Annotated in this window: 13 protein-coding genes and 1 other RNA gene; 4 read left to right on the forward strand and 10 right to left on the reverse strand. The window is 55.1% G+C overall.

What is annotated here, in order from left to right; genetic code table 11:
* Positions 1-95: 95 nt before the first annotated feature.
* A complete protein-coding gene (gene secA / locus D2E25_RS02500; RefSeq protein WP_125979440.1) occupies positions 96-3,026 on the reverse strand; it encodes a preprotein translocase subunit SecA in 2,931 nt (976 codons plus the stop codon).
* 303 nt (positions 3,027-3,329) lie between these two features.
* Complete coding sequence (hpf, locus tag D2E25_RS02505; protein WP_125979441.1) at positions 3,330-3,992, reverse strand: ribosome hibernation-promoting factor, HPF/YfiA family; 663 nt, start codon at positions 3,990-3,992, stop codon at positions 3,330-3,332.
* Positions 3,993-4,402: 410 nt separating this feature from the next.
* Here hpf and D2E25_RS02510 point away from each other — a divergent pair, with 410 nt between their 5' ends.
* The 3 genes from D2E25_RS02510 to rnpB all read left to right on the forward strand — a co-directional run bounded on the left by D2E25_RS02510 (position 4,403) and on the right by rnpB (position 5,919).
* Entirely contained in the window at positions 4,403-5,143 is a 741-nt protein-coding gene (locus D2E25_RS02510) for a hypothetical protein (RefSeq protein ID WP_125979442.1), read from the forward strand.
* A 1-nt stretch (position 5,144) separates the two neighbouring features.
* Positions 5,145-5,462 (forward strand): transcriptional regulator, encoded by a 318-nt coding sequence (locus tag D2E25_RS02515; RefSeq protein WP_241216941.1) that lies wholly within the window; start codon positions 5,145-5,147, stop codon positions 5,460-5,462.
* A gap of 93 nt (positions 5,463-5,555) precedes the next feature.
* Positions 5,556-5,919: RNase P RNA component class A (gene rnpB, locus D2E25_RS02520), an RNA gene on the forward strand.
* Positions 5,920-5,933: 14 nt separating this feature from the next.
* Here rnpB and D2E25_RS02525 read toward each other — a convergent pair.
* From D2E25_RS02525 to D2E25_RS02555, 7 genes are all read right to left on the reverse strand, one after another.
* Positions 5,934-6,650 carry a regulatory protein RecX gene (locus D2E25_RS02525; RefSeq protein WP_125979443.1) on the reverse strand — a complete coding sequence of 239 codons (717 nt, stop codon included), beginning with the start codon at positions 6,648-6,650 and terminating at the stop codon, positions 5,934-5,936.
* Positions 6,651-6,669: 19 nt separating this feature from the next.
* Positions 6,670-7,863 carry a recombinase RecA gene (gene recA, locus D2E25_RS02530; protein ID WP_241216943.1) on the reverse strand — a complete coding sequence of 398 codons (1,194 nt, stop codon included), beginning with the start codon at positions 7,861-7,863 and terminating at the stop codon, positions 6,670-6,672.
* Positions 7,864-8,187: 324 nt separating this feature from the next.
* Positions 8,188-8,421 (reverse strand): DUF3046 domain-containing protein, encoded by a 234-nt coding sequence (locus D2E25_RS02535; protein WP_125979444.1) that lies wholly within the window; start codon positions 8,419-8,421, stop codon positions 8,188-8,190.
* A 122-nt stretch (positions 8,422-8,543) separates the two neighbouring features.
* The gene (locus D2E25_RS02540) at positions 8,544-9,053 is read right to left on the reverse strand and encodes a helix-turn-helix domain-containing protein (protein ID WP_164514698.1); all 510 of its coding nucleotides are present in this window, start codon (positions 9,051-9,053) and stop codon (positions 8,544-8,546) included.
* 70 nt (positions 9,054-9,123) lie between these two features.
* Positions 9,124-9,669: a CinA family protein gene (locus D2E25_RS02545; protein ID WP_125979445.1), complete on the reverse strand. Its 546-nt coding sequence runs from the start codon at positions 9,667-9,669 to the stop codon at positions 9,124-9,126.
* Positions 9,662-10,333: a CDP-diacylglycerol--glycerol-3-phosphate 3-phosphatidyltransferase gene (gene pgsA, locus D2E25_RS02550; protein WP_164514674.1), complete on the reverse strand. Its 672-nt coding sequence runs from the start codon at positions 10,331-10,333 to the stop codon at positions 9,662-9,664. The genes D2E25_RS02545 and pgsA overlap by 8 nt, the downstream gene beginning before the upstream one ends.
* A gap of 76 nt (positions 10,334-10,409) precedes the next feature.
* Complete coding sequence (locus D2E25_RS02555) at positions 10,410-13,250, reverse strand: DNA translocase FtsK (protein ID WP_420897316.1); 2,841 nt, start codon at positions 13,248-13,250, stop codon at positions 10,410-10,412.
* 210 nt (positions 13,251-13,460) lie between these two features.
* Between D2E25_RS02555 and D2E25_RS02560 the strand changes: the two genes are divergently transcribed.
* Positions 13,461-14,249 (forward strand): Fic/DOC family protein, encoded by a 789-nt coding sequence (locus D2E25_RS02560; protein WP_125979447.1) that lies wholly within the window; start codon positions 13,461-13,463, stop codon positions 14,247-14,249.
* Between the two features lie 108 nt (positions 14,250-14,357).
* Here D2E25_RS02560 and miaA read toward each other — a convergent pair whose 3' ends face one another.
* A complete protein-coding gene (gene miaA / locus D2E25_RS02565; protein WP_125979448.1) occupies positions 14,358-15,341 on the reverse strand; it encodes a tRNA (adenosine(37)-N6)-dimethylallyltransferase MiaA in 984 nt (327 codons plus the stop codon).
* Between the last annotated feature and the right edge of the window lie 4 nt (positions 15,342-15,345).

A 15,345-nucleotide genomic window follows, 5' to 3' on the forward strand; every position in this document is an offset into this window, starting at 1 on the left:
AAAATGATGTGCCCTAGAAACGCAAAGAGGCTTCCCACAATGGGAAGCCTCTAGCTCATGTGCGCACGTTATGTGCGAGCACAACTACTGGCAGGTCACGCCTCGTTCTGACCGTGGCACATCTTGTACTTACGGCCGGAACCGCACGGGCACTGCGCGTTCTTCGGGGTACCCGGGAACGTACGACCATCAGCCCATGGAGTCTTCAGCTCTTCGCTCTTCGGGCGCTTGCTGACCGGAACCTTGCCTTCAGCGTGGCTGATCGGAGCCGGGCCAGTAATGGACGACGTAGTCTCGCCAGCTTCGGAAGCCTTAGCAGCTTCAGCAATAGCAGCCTTCTCTTCGTCAGACTCGTCATCCAACGTGTCCGGGTCGGCCGGCTCATCGCTCACAGAAGCTTCAGCCTCATCAGCCTTATCCTCTTCAGTGTTCTCCACACCAAGAGCAGCTTCAGCCTGATCAACGGCAGCGTCTGCGCTCTCTTCGGATTCCTGCTCAGCGGCCTTAGCCTCATCGGTACGAGACACCTGCTGTACATCCACGTGGAAGAGCAGCTGAACCGACTCTTCCTTAATGGCCTCGATCATCGAGTTGTACATCTGGTAGCCTTCGCGCTGGTATTCAACCAGCGGATCACGCTGGCCCATACCACGAAGACCAATACCATCCTTGAGGTAATCCATCTCATACAGGTGCTCACGCCACTTGCGATCAAGCACAGCGAGCACCACACGACGCTCAAGCTGACGCAGGCCATCGGTACCGATCTTCTCTTCGAACTCGGCGTACTCCTTCTTGGTCTGTTCGACGATCACGTCGCGTACAGCCTCAGCAGCCTTCTCGCCCTTAGCGCCTTCGGCAGCAGCCTTAGCAGCATCCTGGTCGATGTCAAAGCCGAACACGGTCTTCAGTGCCTTGAACAGGCCATCCCAATCCCAGTCAGCCGGTTTCGCAGAGCCCTTCTCAGCGCCCTTGACGTAGCTGAGCACCGTATCGGCGATGAAGCGCTCAATATCCTCGTGGATATCCTCGCCCTTCAGTACAGCCTGACGCTCAGAGTAGATGACCGTACGCTGCTTGTTCATCACGTCATCATACTTGAGCACGTTCTTACGAATTTCGAAGTTACGTGCTTCAACGGTCTTCTGTGCAGTGCGCACACCCTTAGAAACGGTCTTCGACTCGATCGGCTCGCCTTCAGGCATGCCCTTGGCCATCACACGAGCAACGAGCTGCGTGTTGAACAGGCGCATCAGATCATCCTCAAGCGACAGGTAGAAGCGGGATTCACCCGGGTCGCCCTGACGGCCAGAACGACCGCGCAGCTGGTTATCAATACGACGAGACTCGTGACGCTCAGTACCGAGCACGTACAGGCCGCCAAGCTTCTTGACCTCTTCGTGTTCGTCCTTGACCTGCTCCTTGACCTCAGCGAGCACGCCCGGCCAACGCTTCTCGTACTCATCCGGAGTGTCCTCAGGCGAGTAGCCATCCTTCTTCAGCTTGGCATCAGCGAGGAACTCAACGTTACCGCCGAGCATGATATCAGTACCACGACCAGCCATGTTGGTAGCCACGGTAACTGCGCCCTTACGACCGGCGACAGCAACCACAGCAGCTTCCTTGGCGTGCTGCTTAGCGTTGAGCACCTGGTGAGGAATGCCAGCAACATCGAGCAGCGAAGAAACAACTTCAGAAGACTCGACGGATGCGGTACCCAGCAGCACCGGCTGGCCCTTCGCGTGGCGCTTTGCAACATCCTTAACGATGGCGGCCAGCTTCTCCTTCTTGGTGCGGAAGATCAGGTCGTCCTGGTCGATACGGATCATCGGCTTGTTCGTCGGGATCGGCAGCACACCGAGCTTGTAGGTGCCCATGAACTCAGCAGCCTCAGTCTCAGCAGTACCGGTCATACCAGCGAGCTTGTCGTACATACGGAAGTAGTTCTGCAAGGTGATGGTTGCGAAGGTCTGGTTCTCAGCCTTGATCTCCACGTTCTCCTTGGCTTCGAGCGCCTGGTGCAGGCCTTCGTTGTAGCGGCGGCCCGGCAGGATACGGCCAGTGTGCTCGTCAACGATAAGTACTTCACCATTGGTGACCACGTAATCACGATCGCGCAGGAACAGTTCCTTAGCCTTGATGGCGTTGTTCAGGTAACCGATCAGTGCGGTGTTGGCCGGCTCGTACAGGTTGTCAATACCCAGGAAGTCTTCAACCTTGGTGATACCTGGATCGAGGATGCCGACGACCTTCTTCTTCTCGTCGACCTCGTAATCCTCGTCACGAGTCAGCTTCGGCACAAGGCGCGCAAACTGACGGTACCAACGGGTCACGTCGCCTTCAGCCGGGCCAGAAATAATCAGAGGCGTACGAGCCTCATCGATCAGGATGGAGTCAACCTCATCGACGATGGCGAAACGGTGGCCGCGCTGCACCAGTTCGCTCTTCTCCCACGCCATGTTATCGCGCAGGTAATCGAAGCCGAACTCGTTGTTGGTGCCGTACGTGATGTCAGCGTTGTACTGCTTGCGACGCTCCGGCGGCTTCTGATCGGTGATGATGCAGCCGACAGACATGCCGAGGAAGCGGTAGATGCGGCCCATGAGCTCGCTCTGGTAGCTGGCGAGGTAGTCGTTGACGGTGACCACGTGCACGCCCTTGCCTTCGAGTGCATTCAAGTAGCTCGGCAAGGTGGCGACCAAGGTCTTACCTTCACCAGTCTTCATTTCAGCGATGTTGCCCCAGTGCAGGGCTGCGCCGCCCATCAGCTGCACGTCGAAGTGACGCTGGCCGAGGGTGCGCTTAGAAACCTCGCGCACGGTGGCGAACGCCTCCGGCATCAGATCGTCCAGCGTGGCACCATTGTCCAGACGCTGCTTGAACTTGGCGGTCTGGCCTTTGAGCTCCTCGTCGGACAGAGCTGAAATCTCGTCCTCAAGAGCATTCACGGCCTTGGCCACGTTCTCCAGCTTCTTGATCTGGCGGCCTTCACCCATTCGAAGGGCCTTATCGACGATATCTACCACATTCGCTCCCTGTTTAACTTCGGACGTCAACGAGCCAGCCCGACGTCGTACGCCGCCGGGCACAAACTTCAACCATGATAGGCGAACGCGCCGATTTTCACGAACTGCGACCCGCGCGCATGGACATTTTCTTCACGACGAGCATGATCACTCGGTGTTTTCATGCGTGCCGCTCCCACCAATCAACTGGCACAAAAAGGTCCGCCCGACTTGATGCCGGACGGACCTTTATCAGTTGCTTATTCGTCGATCTTGCTCTTGCGTGAGCGTTACCCTACCGACGAATCAGTGAGGAGTACCCCCTTACTTCTTCACGTTTTCTGGGGTGTCGATCTCGAACACGCCGTAGCTCCAACCGTGACGGTGGTAGACGACGGACGGACGGCCAGTTTCCTTGTTGACGAACAGGAAGAAGTCGTGACCGATCAGCTCCATCTCGTACAGTGCCTCATCGATGCTCATCGGCTCTGCGATGTGCAGCTTACGACGGATGACAATCGGCGTGTCGCCAACCTGGACTTCCACAGATTCGCCAGGACCAAGATCAGAAGCGACAGCAGCTTCAGGGCTGTTGTTCGGCTCTTCCGGCTCGGCTTCCTCTTCCGGCTCCGGCGGGGTAATCACGCCCAGATCAACCGGCACCGGGTTGGTGTAGCCGCGACGATGATCCTTACGACGATCACGCGTACGGCGCAAACGCAGAGTCAGCTTGTCAAGCGCCATGTCGAGCGCGCTGAACTCATCAGTGCTCGAAGCCTCAGCGCGTACCACGGTGCTACCGGCAATAACGGTAATCTCCACGCGCTTGGCAGTATCAGCCTGACGCGGATTGCCTTCATGCGTCAGCACGATCTGCGCGCGCTGCGCATCCGGTGCAATAGCGGTCACACGATTCATCTTGCTTTCGACGACATCACGGAACCTTTGCTTGATCTGCGTATGGCGTCCGGTAACGACGATTTCCATGTGGACCTCCCTATACTCAAGCGGTTTCCCGCTATATGTGTGCCGAAAGGCGTCCTCGCCAATCGGGTACGTTTTATTGTAGCCGAACGAAAGGTAAACTCTGGGAAGAACTCGCCCATAGAAATATGTTTCTTTTTTTCCAGCGTTTCGTAACGAAGATATGCTTGGATTTGTTTGTTTCGTGCGGGGTGCGCAGCAAGATGGGCACATCGTCACTACGGCAGTGCCGTAATGACGCGTTTTTATTGCTTTCCTTAGAGGAAAGCAATATACTTTCTTATACGGAAAGTTATTCTTGTTAGCTCACCTCTGTGAGGCTCTCTTCCTCCATCACCACCCTTACTCGCTCGTAGCAGTGCCCTGCAATATCAATCTCTGATCGCATATATGCTCGTCAAAGGAGACTTGCGATGACGTCAACTCAGCGCACCGTTCATCACACCCCGGCAAACACCCCAACCCCCAGTAGTCATCCCGAACTGAATGCAGCTCTCGCGCAGGAAGCATTGAACACTGTGCGGCAAGGCCGAGATAGCATTGCCGATCGCATCACTCCCCCTGGTTGGTTCTATCCAGCAATTGCACTGCTTGCCATATTCAGCGACCTTGGCTACCTTATTGGCTCGCTGTACACAACTCTGTCGTGGAATCGATTTCAGACATTGCAGAGTGAATATATAGATAAGCTGGAGGCCGCTGACGCCGCTGGAACATCAACAGACTCGATCGCTGCCATATACGATTCGCCAGTTTCGGCAGCAAAGAGCCAATGGAACTTCGCTGTAGCCACACAGTTCGCACTATGGGCCGTAGCTCTTGCCAGCATCGCAGTGCTGATCATGATGATTCGCTGGATTACGCGTTCACGCGGACTGCCGGATCGTGGCGGATTGTGGCCCGGCGGCCTCACCTTCGGTATTCGTCCGCGCAACGCAGCTATGCGAGCATTGCAGATCACCATGTACTGTGGGTTTGCCGCATACGTTGCGTTCACGATCTGGTGGTGCTCCACTATCAGCCCTCATACTCCCGAGGAGATAGGGCGAGCTGCTTTAGGACTTCTGCTGGCAAGCTGCGTGTGGTTTATTTTCTTCGTTGCCACCGAACGCTCATACGACGATCTTGCGCGCAAAGCATTGCTGGAGATCTGACATGACCGATTCGACGCGTATCATCCCCCAGTTCGATCCAGTGATTCATGAGCCGATGCGTCTGCGCATCTGCGGCATGCTCTCTGCGGTCGACGAGTTGCAGTTCGCGGCCTTACGTGACGCGCTGCAACTGGGAGACGCGGCCTGTTCCAAACATCTCAAAGCGCTCGTTGACTGTGGGTATGTGTCCGTTGATAAGCGCGAATCTGATACGAGCCGGCATATGGTGCGCTGGTATGCGATGACACCGGCCGGGCGTGCCGCTTTCGACGGACATATTGCCGAGCTGAAGCGTATCGCCGCTGGCATTGTCAAGTGACGTGGCGCAAGCAACCCTGTAAGCTCTTTTCGATTCATATACGTGCATGTGGCGTACCACCGCCTGTACGCCCTATCTGTATAATGGTGCGTTCGAGACCCCCAGATGACCGCGGCCGCGTCATTCATTTGGCAACGCTGAGGAACTTCCGGGCTCCACAGAGCACGATGGCGGATAACGTCCGCCCAGGGCGACCTGAGAGATAGCGCAGCAGAGAATAGACCGCCCGCGCGAGCGGGTAAGGGTGAAACGGCGGTGTAAGAGACCACCGGGCCGCTGGTAACAGTTGGCCGCATGGCAAGCCTCATCGGGAGCAAGGCCAAGCAGATGGCGGTAAGGGCTGCTCGCCCGTGCCATCGGGTAGGCCGCTAGAGCCTGACGGTAACGTCAGGTCGAGATGGATGGTCATCCGCGTGGTAACACGCGACAGAACCCGGGGTATCGGGGGTCTCGTTTTTCTTTTTCCGAACCTCAGTCATTGCTAGATTGGTCAAACAGTGCGTGCGCGACCTCTCCCAGCGTGGCAGGGTTATGTCCTTTGCGCCCACCAGCTGACCAGAAGCGACGTTTGCGTGTTTGCTGGTCCAAACCAACCGTTTTGCGCGCGCTTTGCCGTCCTAATTCCCATGCGGCATCTTCAAAAGCGCCTTGTTCACGAGCTTGTTCACACACGCGCATAGCTAATTGACGACCGACACCTTTGCGCGTGAGATCTGCCATTGCGCCTCGCTGGCCCATGAGCCTGTTCAAACAGTAACGTAACGCTGATTGCGCATATGCTTCATCATCCAGTAAAGACAATTGCGTGAGTCGATCAATAACATCCGCAACAATATCTTCATCGTAGCCTTTAGCTATCAGACGGTCACGTAACGCGCCGGATGGTCGAGCTGCAGCGTCAAGCAGCCTCAGCGCAGCCTCCCGGCAGGCATCATAATCGCGCGGATCTTCAACGCCTTTCCCCTGCGCTGAGTCCGACTGTACGCCCGACATGCCAATACTCTGTGATCGAGAAGCATATCGAGCATTCGTACGCTGCTGCCGACTGCGACGATGCCATGCTGCACTCCCCGCGCTTGATTGACGTGCAGGGAAACTGCGCTGCTGGTTGGTGATGACAGCGTCAGTCGCACTGTCATCACCAACCAGCGGAGCATGATCTGCGAGAAAATCTTCCGCTCGTATCATTGCCAATAACTACAGTTCACTAGGCAGCGCTTTTCGACGCAGTGGCCTTGGTGTCAGCGGGCTGAGTATTAGCATCGCCAGCAGCATCTGCTCCTGCGTCAGTCTGCGGCTCTGCTTCACCTTCAGCAAACTGATCCTGTGGTTCAATCAGACCAAATTCAGCCTTGACCTTGTTTTCAATCTCTTCAGTGATCTGCGGATTGTCTTTGAGGAACTTGCGTACGTTCTCACGGCCCTGACCGAGCTGATCTCCGTCATAGGTGAACCACGAACCCGACTTCTTCACCACGTTGCACTGCAAGGCCATATCAAGCACAGAACCTTCTGTTGAGATACCCTCGCCATACAGCACGTCGAACTCTGCCGACTTAAATGGCGGAGCCATCTTGTTCTTCACAACCTTGACCTTCGTACGGTTACCGATTGCTTCATCACCAGATTTGATGGTCTGAATACGGCGAATATCCAATCGCACTGATGAGTAGAACTTCAATGCCTTGCCACCAGTAGTGGTTTCCGGATTGCCGAAGAAAACGCCAATCTTCTCACGCAACTGGTTAATGAAAATAGCGGTCGTGCCAGCCTGTGCCAGAGCACCGGTCATTTTGCGCAGTGCTTGGCTCATCAATCGAGCCTGCAAGCCAACGTGACTGTCGCCCATGTCACCTTCAATTTCAGCTTTAGGCACTAGCGCCGCCACCGAATCAATAACAATCACGTCGAGAGCACCAGAACGGATCAGCATATCCGCAATTTCCAGTGCCTGCTCACCGTTGTCTGGCTGCGAGACAATCAAGGAATCCGTATCAACACCCAACTTACGGGCATACACGGGGTCGAGCGCATGTTCTGCGTCAATAAACGCAGCTACACCACCATTTTTCTGTGCATTGGCTACTACATGCAATGCAAGCGTTGTCTTACCCGAAGATTCTGGACCGTAGATCTCCACAATACGGCCCTTTGGCAAGCCGCCAATACCCAACGCTAAATCAAGAGCCAGCGACCCTGTAGGAATAACTTCCACGTTCTGTTCGGGTCTATCCCCCAAACGCATTGCCGAGCCCTTGCCAAAGCTTTTCTCTACCTGCTCGAGAGCAGAGTCCAGTGCGGCTTTACGACGCGGGTCGATACCATGCGCGTCGCCAGCTCCCGCCGCGGACTTTGACCCGGCTTTTGCCGCGCTTTCCTTCGTACTCGTGCGCTGTGCCATGTCAGTCTCCTTCACGTCAGTGGGCGGATATCAATATCCACCGTACGAATCAGCAGCATATCGACGCAAGCTGTACCGACTTATGTGGTCGAAGGCTACTGCAAAAAGTCTGCACAGTAGCCACAATTCCCTACTGCCGTAAGGAATAAGTCGGCGTGTTGCTTGCTCGTCCACTTATGCGATGCTTTATCGTCTTTATGTGGATAACCATACCCCACAAGGCGAACATTTGTTCGATTATTGCTCATGGTTACGGCTTACAACATCGTCAAAACCGCATGCAATCGCCAGACACGCCGTAGCGTAGTTCACCCCATCTACCGTTTATCGAGCAGGCATAGGTGGTGCATTGTGGCCTCTACCCCACCGCTGCGGGTCACCAATCTGCATATGATCGCACAGCACATTCCATACCACGCGTGGTTCAACACCATCAGCCAGCGCCTGCAGCGCAGACCTACCACCGAGCACATCCAGCGTCTGATCTCGCACTAGGCTGCGGCCATACGCCTTGCCGAATACTTCATCAACCAATTCCCAGAATTCTCGCTCATGCATGACCCACCAGTGTAGCCTCAACCTCACACCAGCATTCAACAGTAGCCCCGCGCACAACCGCAAACAAAAAAGGTTGCCTGCATGTCAACAGGCAACCTCATACAGCTTGGCAACAGGCCAAGTTACGCCTCAAGCGAGTCAAGATAGTCAGCAACTAAACGCAGCATTTGTGCAGTGCTCACACCCAGCGATTCAGCGATCGAACTAAGCAATTCTGAACTTGCTTCCTTTTGACCACGCTCCACTTCAGACAGGTATCCAAGCGACACCCCGGCCTTTTCACTCACTTCACGCAAGGTCTTGCCGTCACGCGTACGCAAATCGCGCAGCACGTGGCCGATAGCTTCGCGCAGCGAAACATCCTTAGCCTCTGGAGTGCTCTGCACACTACGTACTGCTGCGCGCGGCTTCGTCTCGAAGGAATCCTCCGCCATACGCATACGCTCAAGTTCAGCTTGACGCTCATCCTTCGCCTTCTTGGCAGCGCGAGCACGCAATACCTGCTGTTGAGCAAACAGTACCGCCCTACGCTGTGCTGGGGTCAGATCGCGCATGCGCGCGGTGCCGGGTTGTACCCTTTGCGGGATGGTGGTCGTCTCCATGCGTTCGCTGGTTCGAGTCATCGTATCCATGTCTGACTCCCCTTTCGTGTTGTTCATATCGTTCAAGCGTTCCACTATGACCAACACGACCAGGCGCAGATTATTCCTGTGAATCCACTGTGAGTTGGCTCACTATCTCCATAAGGCGCAATACGGTGAGCTCACGCACATCCTCGCGCGAACCATGCAAACGCAGTTCGTATGCCGCACACAAGTCCGTACCGGATGGCGCAGCAATGGCCGGAATACTCACGCCCACATACACTAATCCGGCGGGCTTGTCACCATCAGGACCAGGACCAGCTACTCCTGTTGTCGACAAACCAATCACACCACAATATGCAGGTTGCGTATACAACCGTGCTGTATTGCGCGCCATCTGCCGAGCCACTTCAGGGTGCACTGCACCTTCACGCTCAAGCAAGCTGCGATCAACACCTAATATGGACGCTTTTGCTGCAATGTCATACGTCACTGCTGAGCCAAGGAACACGCGAGACGCGCCAGGAATACGCACGAATGCATCCGCAAGCAACCCGCCAGTCAGTGACTCAGCGCAAGCGATTTTTATATCGCGCGCCTGGCACCACGCCAGTATGCGAGCTGCTCGCTCATCGCGCGACAGAGCATTTGCCTTATCAGGCATTTGCGTTGCTCTTCTTGCGGCCAGCAAACGTGTTGACGAGATACAGAATGCCCGAGTACAGGCACAATGCCAACGCCACGTAAATAAACACGTATGTCAGCACGTAGTAGATTGTCATCCACATCGGCACAGTCTGTGCTGCGTTGAGATGCCACACCGGCAGCAGCAGCATAGCCAAACCAATGCACTGGAACAGAGTCTTCAGCTTGCCAGGCCACGCCGCAGCAATGACCTTGCCACCGGTGTCAATAACGAAGAAGCGCATCACCGTAATGCCGATTTCGCGCACGAGGAAGAGAATAGTTACCCACCAGCCAATTTCACTGAACACCGAAGCAACGATCAATGTTGAACAAGTCAGCAGCTTGTCAGCGATCGGGTCCATGAGTTTGCCAAGCTCAGTGACTTGGTTGAACGTGCGCGCCATCCAACCGTCAATTTTATCGGTCGAAGCAGCAACAATAAACAGTATTGCAGCCGCCCAACGCAGTGCAATATTATTCGCGCCCCACGCACCGGCAGCAATATCAAGGCCAAGAAACACCAGCACTAGGACAATGCGGGTGTACGTGACCAGATTCGGCGGCGCGTTCCAGCCATCGAACAGCGATGTCTTCGAAGTTTCTTGACGTTCCTTCATGTCTGTAGCCATAGTGTTCACCATACCCTCACGTTGCTACGTTGAATGAGTATCAGCTGACAATCGTCAGGAAAACCGCCGATACCATCGGTCACTGTGCTCACTCGTCTTGCCTTGGCAAAGCTGCTTGTGAGTCTGCCGCCCCCGCACTAGCACTGCCAGAGTGAATCGAACTGGTTTCTCCTCGAATAAAGGCAAGGACTGCCGGCAAATCTTGCGGCTGTACCAACACTTGGCGTGCTTTAGAGCCTTCCGATGGGCCAACAACACCGCGCGATTCCAGCAAATCCATAAGACGGCCTGCTTTTGCGAAGCCGACACGCAGCTTGCGTTGCAGCATTGATGTGGAACCAAACTGTGTGGTGACTACCAGTTCAGCCGCCTGCAGCAACACGTCAAGATCATCACCGATATCCTCATCCGGCTCAACAGCAGCCTTTTCTGCTTCCTTGGCCATCTGCTCAATATCTTCGCGATAATGCGGTTTGCGTTGCGTGCGCACAAATTCGACCGCTTTGCGAATCTCCGACTCGTTCACCCACGAGCCCTGCACACGAATTGGCTTCATCGAGCCCATCGGCAGGAACAAAGCGTCACCCTGGCCGATCAGCGTCTCAGCGCCTACCGAGTCGAGAATAACGCGCGAATCAGTAGCCGACGACGTTGCAAATGCGAGCCTTGAAGGAATATTGGCCTTAATCAGACCAGTGACCACGTCAACGGATGGGCGCTGCGTGGCGAGCACCAGGTGTACGCCAGCGGCTCGCGCCAACTGCGTAATGCGCTGAATAGAGCTTTCCACGTCGTTTTTGGCGACCATCATAAGATCAGCCATCTCGTCGACAACAACCAGCAGATACGGGTATGGAGCAACCTTGCGGTTTGAACCGGCTGGAGCATGCACCTTGCCAGCGCGTACTGCCTCGTTAAAGTCTTTGACGTGGCGGAATCCGAAGAACTGCAAGTCGTCATAGCGCGCATCCATCTCCTTAACCACCCATTCGAGAGCTTGAGCAGCCTTCTTCGGATCGGTGATAATCGGCGTTAGTAGATGCGGAATACCCGCGTACGCACTTAATTCGACACGCTTCGGGTCGACCATGATCAGTCGCACTTGCTCAGGAGTCGCGCGCATAATAATCGACATCAGCATTGAGTTAATAAAACTCGACTTACCTGAACCAGTTGCACCAGCAACCAACAAATGCGGCATCTTCGTTAAGTCAGCCGTGACGAAATGGCCTTCAACGTCTTTGCCAACACCAGCAAGCATCGGGTTGGGATCGTTCATTGCCTTATCAGAACGCAACACGTCACCCAAGTGGACGATTTCGCGATCGTCGTTCGGAATTTCGATACCGATAGCGGACTTACCGGGAATTGGCGACAGAATACGCACGTCAGAGCTAGCAACCGCATACGCAATATTGCGCTGCAAGTTGGTAACCTTCTCGACTTTAACGCCAGGGCCAAGCTCAACCTCGTACTGCGTAACCGAAGGGCCGCGCAGGAAGCCAACAACTTTCGCGTCCACGTTGAACTGCTGGAACGTGGAGGTCAGCGCGCGGATAACGCGATCGTTAGCCGGGGTGCGCACAGCGTGCGGTTGACCATGCGACAGCATATTCAAATCCGGCAACTGATACGGCGCATCCGGAATACTGCCCGCTTGCTCGTCATCAGCATTCGGATTCATGTCTTCGCCACTGTTCGCGCTGCCAGCCGGCACATCTGCTGCGCTTGAAGATCCAGCAGGCACAACGCTCGGCACTGCACCTGGTACTGCGCTCGGTACTGCGCTCGGCACACTTGACGACACAGTACGCGGCTGTGTTGGTACTACTGCAGCCGATCCGCTGCCGCCAACAGCTGGCATAGCCGCCCACGGATCAGCAGACGGCCCGGGCATTGCTACCGTACCGGAAGATGCTACTGGTACCGGCGCGTTTGCAGACCCAGCCCCCATCGGTAGTGTGCCATCTGGATCAGATGCCCAGCTAGCCGCATTATCATCCCCGACAGTGGAAGAAACTGTGCGTGGCACAACACCACCGTGTTCATCCAATGTAGTTTCAGCTGCCTGACCGTGACGGCTAGCTGCACTGGTGAACGGATCATCGCCGGCGTAACGCTCCAAAGCAGTATCATCATCCTGCTTGCTGCCACGACGCCAATGAAACAGTCGAGCAAAGAAGCTTTCTTTTACCGGGCTATCAGCGCTCTCAGCCTCAGTTTCATCACTGCCATCATGTGCGGGCACGCCTTCGGCAAATGCGAGCGTATCGTCACCAACGCGCACTTCATTGGGGAACTGGTCGCTATCCTCATCGCTACTGCCTCTATGACCTGTTTTTTCAGGCATAGCGCCACTGATTGTTGCAACCAACGCACGCGCTCGCTCAGGAACCTCATTGACATGCGTGCGGGTGATCATCAGCAGCGAAAACAGGCCAACAACGACGAAAATAATGACCGCGAACACCTTGGACAATCCCCAAGCGAGCGGCGAACCCAAGAAGAATCCAAACAAACCGCCAGCGTTTTGCAAAATACGAATGTCAAAAACGCGCGCGTCAGAGGCGATAATCACATCCAAAATCGAACAGATTGACCACAACAGCAGTGTCCAACCGGTAACTACACGCGGATTGTCAGAATCTTTGCCGCTATTGCGCATCAACCGAACAGCAACAATAACCAGCAGTACCGGTAATACCACGCTCATTACGCCCAAAACGCCAGACGAGAATGAGTGCAACACGCGCCCAATCACACCGTTCACACGGAACCATTCGGAAGCGCAAAACAGTACAGCGAGCACAATGAGCAGGAAGCACAAGCCATCACGGCGGTACACCGGATCATATTCACCCACGCCGGTAATAGAACGCACCAATGATCCGAAAGCACGCGGAATCGCGAGAAGTACCTTCTTCCACATGGGTTCTGGTTCGCGCGGATCCTGCCCACCGCCGTCGCGAGAACTCCCCCGCGACGACCGCGTGCGAGAGCGGGAATCAGAGGATCGATTATCTGATGAGGATGCTGTACGTGCCATAACGCTTCAGATTCTACCCATCACCCATCACTTTACGCCGACGATGTGCGTCAAAAGCGCACAATTCACCTCCAACGCATGTACCATCTAACTATGACTCCAGCCGAACGTGCGAGCGCAGTCGCATTCTCTCTTCACAACTGCGCATTGGAATCGATGAGGCCGGGCGAAGCAACGATGCGCGCCGCGGCCTGCTACGAGCGCGGTGAAGTGGACGTGCTCGGACTCATCGACACTGCCGATCGGGAGACGTCTGGCATTGTGAACGGGCGACTTGCTGATGGCAGTCTCGACGATCATGCAACCGATCATGCGAGCAGCGTGTTTGCGCGCACGGTACTCCTTGCTGAACGCCGTTGGAATCCAACCGGAGACTTACACGAGCTCATTGCTATTCATACAGCATTGTTTGAAGGCGTGTTTTCGGACGCTGGTCATTTGCGCACATCGAATGTGACACGCGAAGTGACAAGCGATCGAGCACGTGCAAAGAATCCGGAAGCGTTTTTCCCTGCGCAGCTCATCGAAACCGGCGCGCTCAATATCGCCACAGAGCTAGCTGAGAAGCATAATCTCAACAATCTTGATCGTGACGATTTCACGCACGCGCTCGCGTACGTGTACGACGAACTCGGTTACCTGCATCCCTTCAAGGGTGGTAATGCGATGACATTGCGCATTTTTGCTTCTCGACTCGCGCATGATGCCGGTTGGGATCTTGACTGGGGTACCGTGACGCGCGAATCGTATAAAGCAGCGAAATTGCGCGCGTATCAGGGTGATATCAGCGGTTTCGAACGAATGTTTGCCACGATTGTGCGTCCGGCGAATCCAACGCGTATTTTCCTGATTGCTGGATGGGAGCAAGGTCCCGCACACTGACGGCACCTGCAGTAAGTACTCTTCAGTACCACCAACATGTACAGGGTTGCAGTTCATTCCTGTGAACTGCAACCCTGTACCTATATTCAGCGTGTGTGTACGCGTATATCAGTCGATATCGCCGAGATGATGCTGTACGTATTCGTCGGCTTGCGCGTCGATCGGATCGTAGTCACCAGCATCAGCGTGGTCAATAATGGCCATTGCTTTATCAACCAGCTGTGGGTTGAGCGCTTGCAGCCAGTGAATGCGCGGATCTCGACCAAACCAGCCCATCTGCTTGCGGGCAAGACGCTTGGTTTTTTGCGCAATATCGTAGAACGTGTACTCCATGTCACGCAGGCCGTCGAGATAGTCGATAACCTGCTGATAGCCGAGCGCACGACCGGCAGTAGCACCCAAATGCGGGCGCAAACGCTCCACTTCTTCTACGAAACCGCCTTCAAGCATGTGCTTGGTGCGAATATCAATACGCTGGTCCAACTCCTCACGCGATAAGTCAAGACCAATTTGCACGGTGGGAATCACATACCGATAATGCGGCAAGCTTGCTGAATACGGCCGTCCTGTGACCTCGATGACCTCAAGTGCGCGAATCGTACGCCGTGGATTGTGCGGGTCCATGCGCGAGGCAGCTTCAGGATCTTTGACGGCAAGCTCATCGAACAGTGCTCCCGCACCTTCGATTCGTTCGCGCTCTTCGAGTCGCTTGCGCACTTCAGGGTCAGTTCCAGGGAAAGAAATATCGTCGATGGCGGCGCGCGCATACAAGCCCGAGCCACCTACCAGAATTGGACGAATACCGCGATCTTGCAGATCGTGAATACAGTCGCGCGCAAGCTGTTGGAAGCGCGCAACTGACATCGCTTCATCCGGATCAACAATATCGATGAGATGATGCGGTACTGCAGCCTGTTCTTCCGCTGTTGGCTTGGCGGTACCAATATCCATACCCCGATACATTTGATACGCATCAGCGTTCACGATTTCAGCGCGTTCTCCGCGCACCGCCAACGCTTTGGCGATGGCGATACCCAGTCCTGTTTTGCCGGACGCGGTAGGGCCGACAATCGATACGACTCGTGCTGTCATGATG

This window comes from Bifidobacterium goeldii (assembly GCF_003951095.1).
GTDB classification, from domain to species: Bacteria; Actinomycetota; Actinomycetes; order Actinomycetales; family Bifidobacteriaceae; genus Bifidobacterium; species Bifidobacterium goeldii.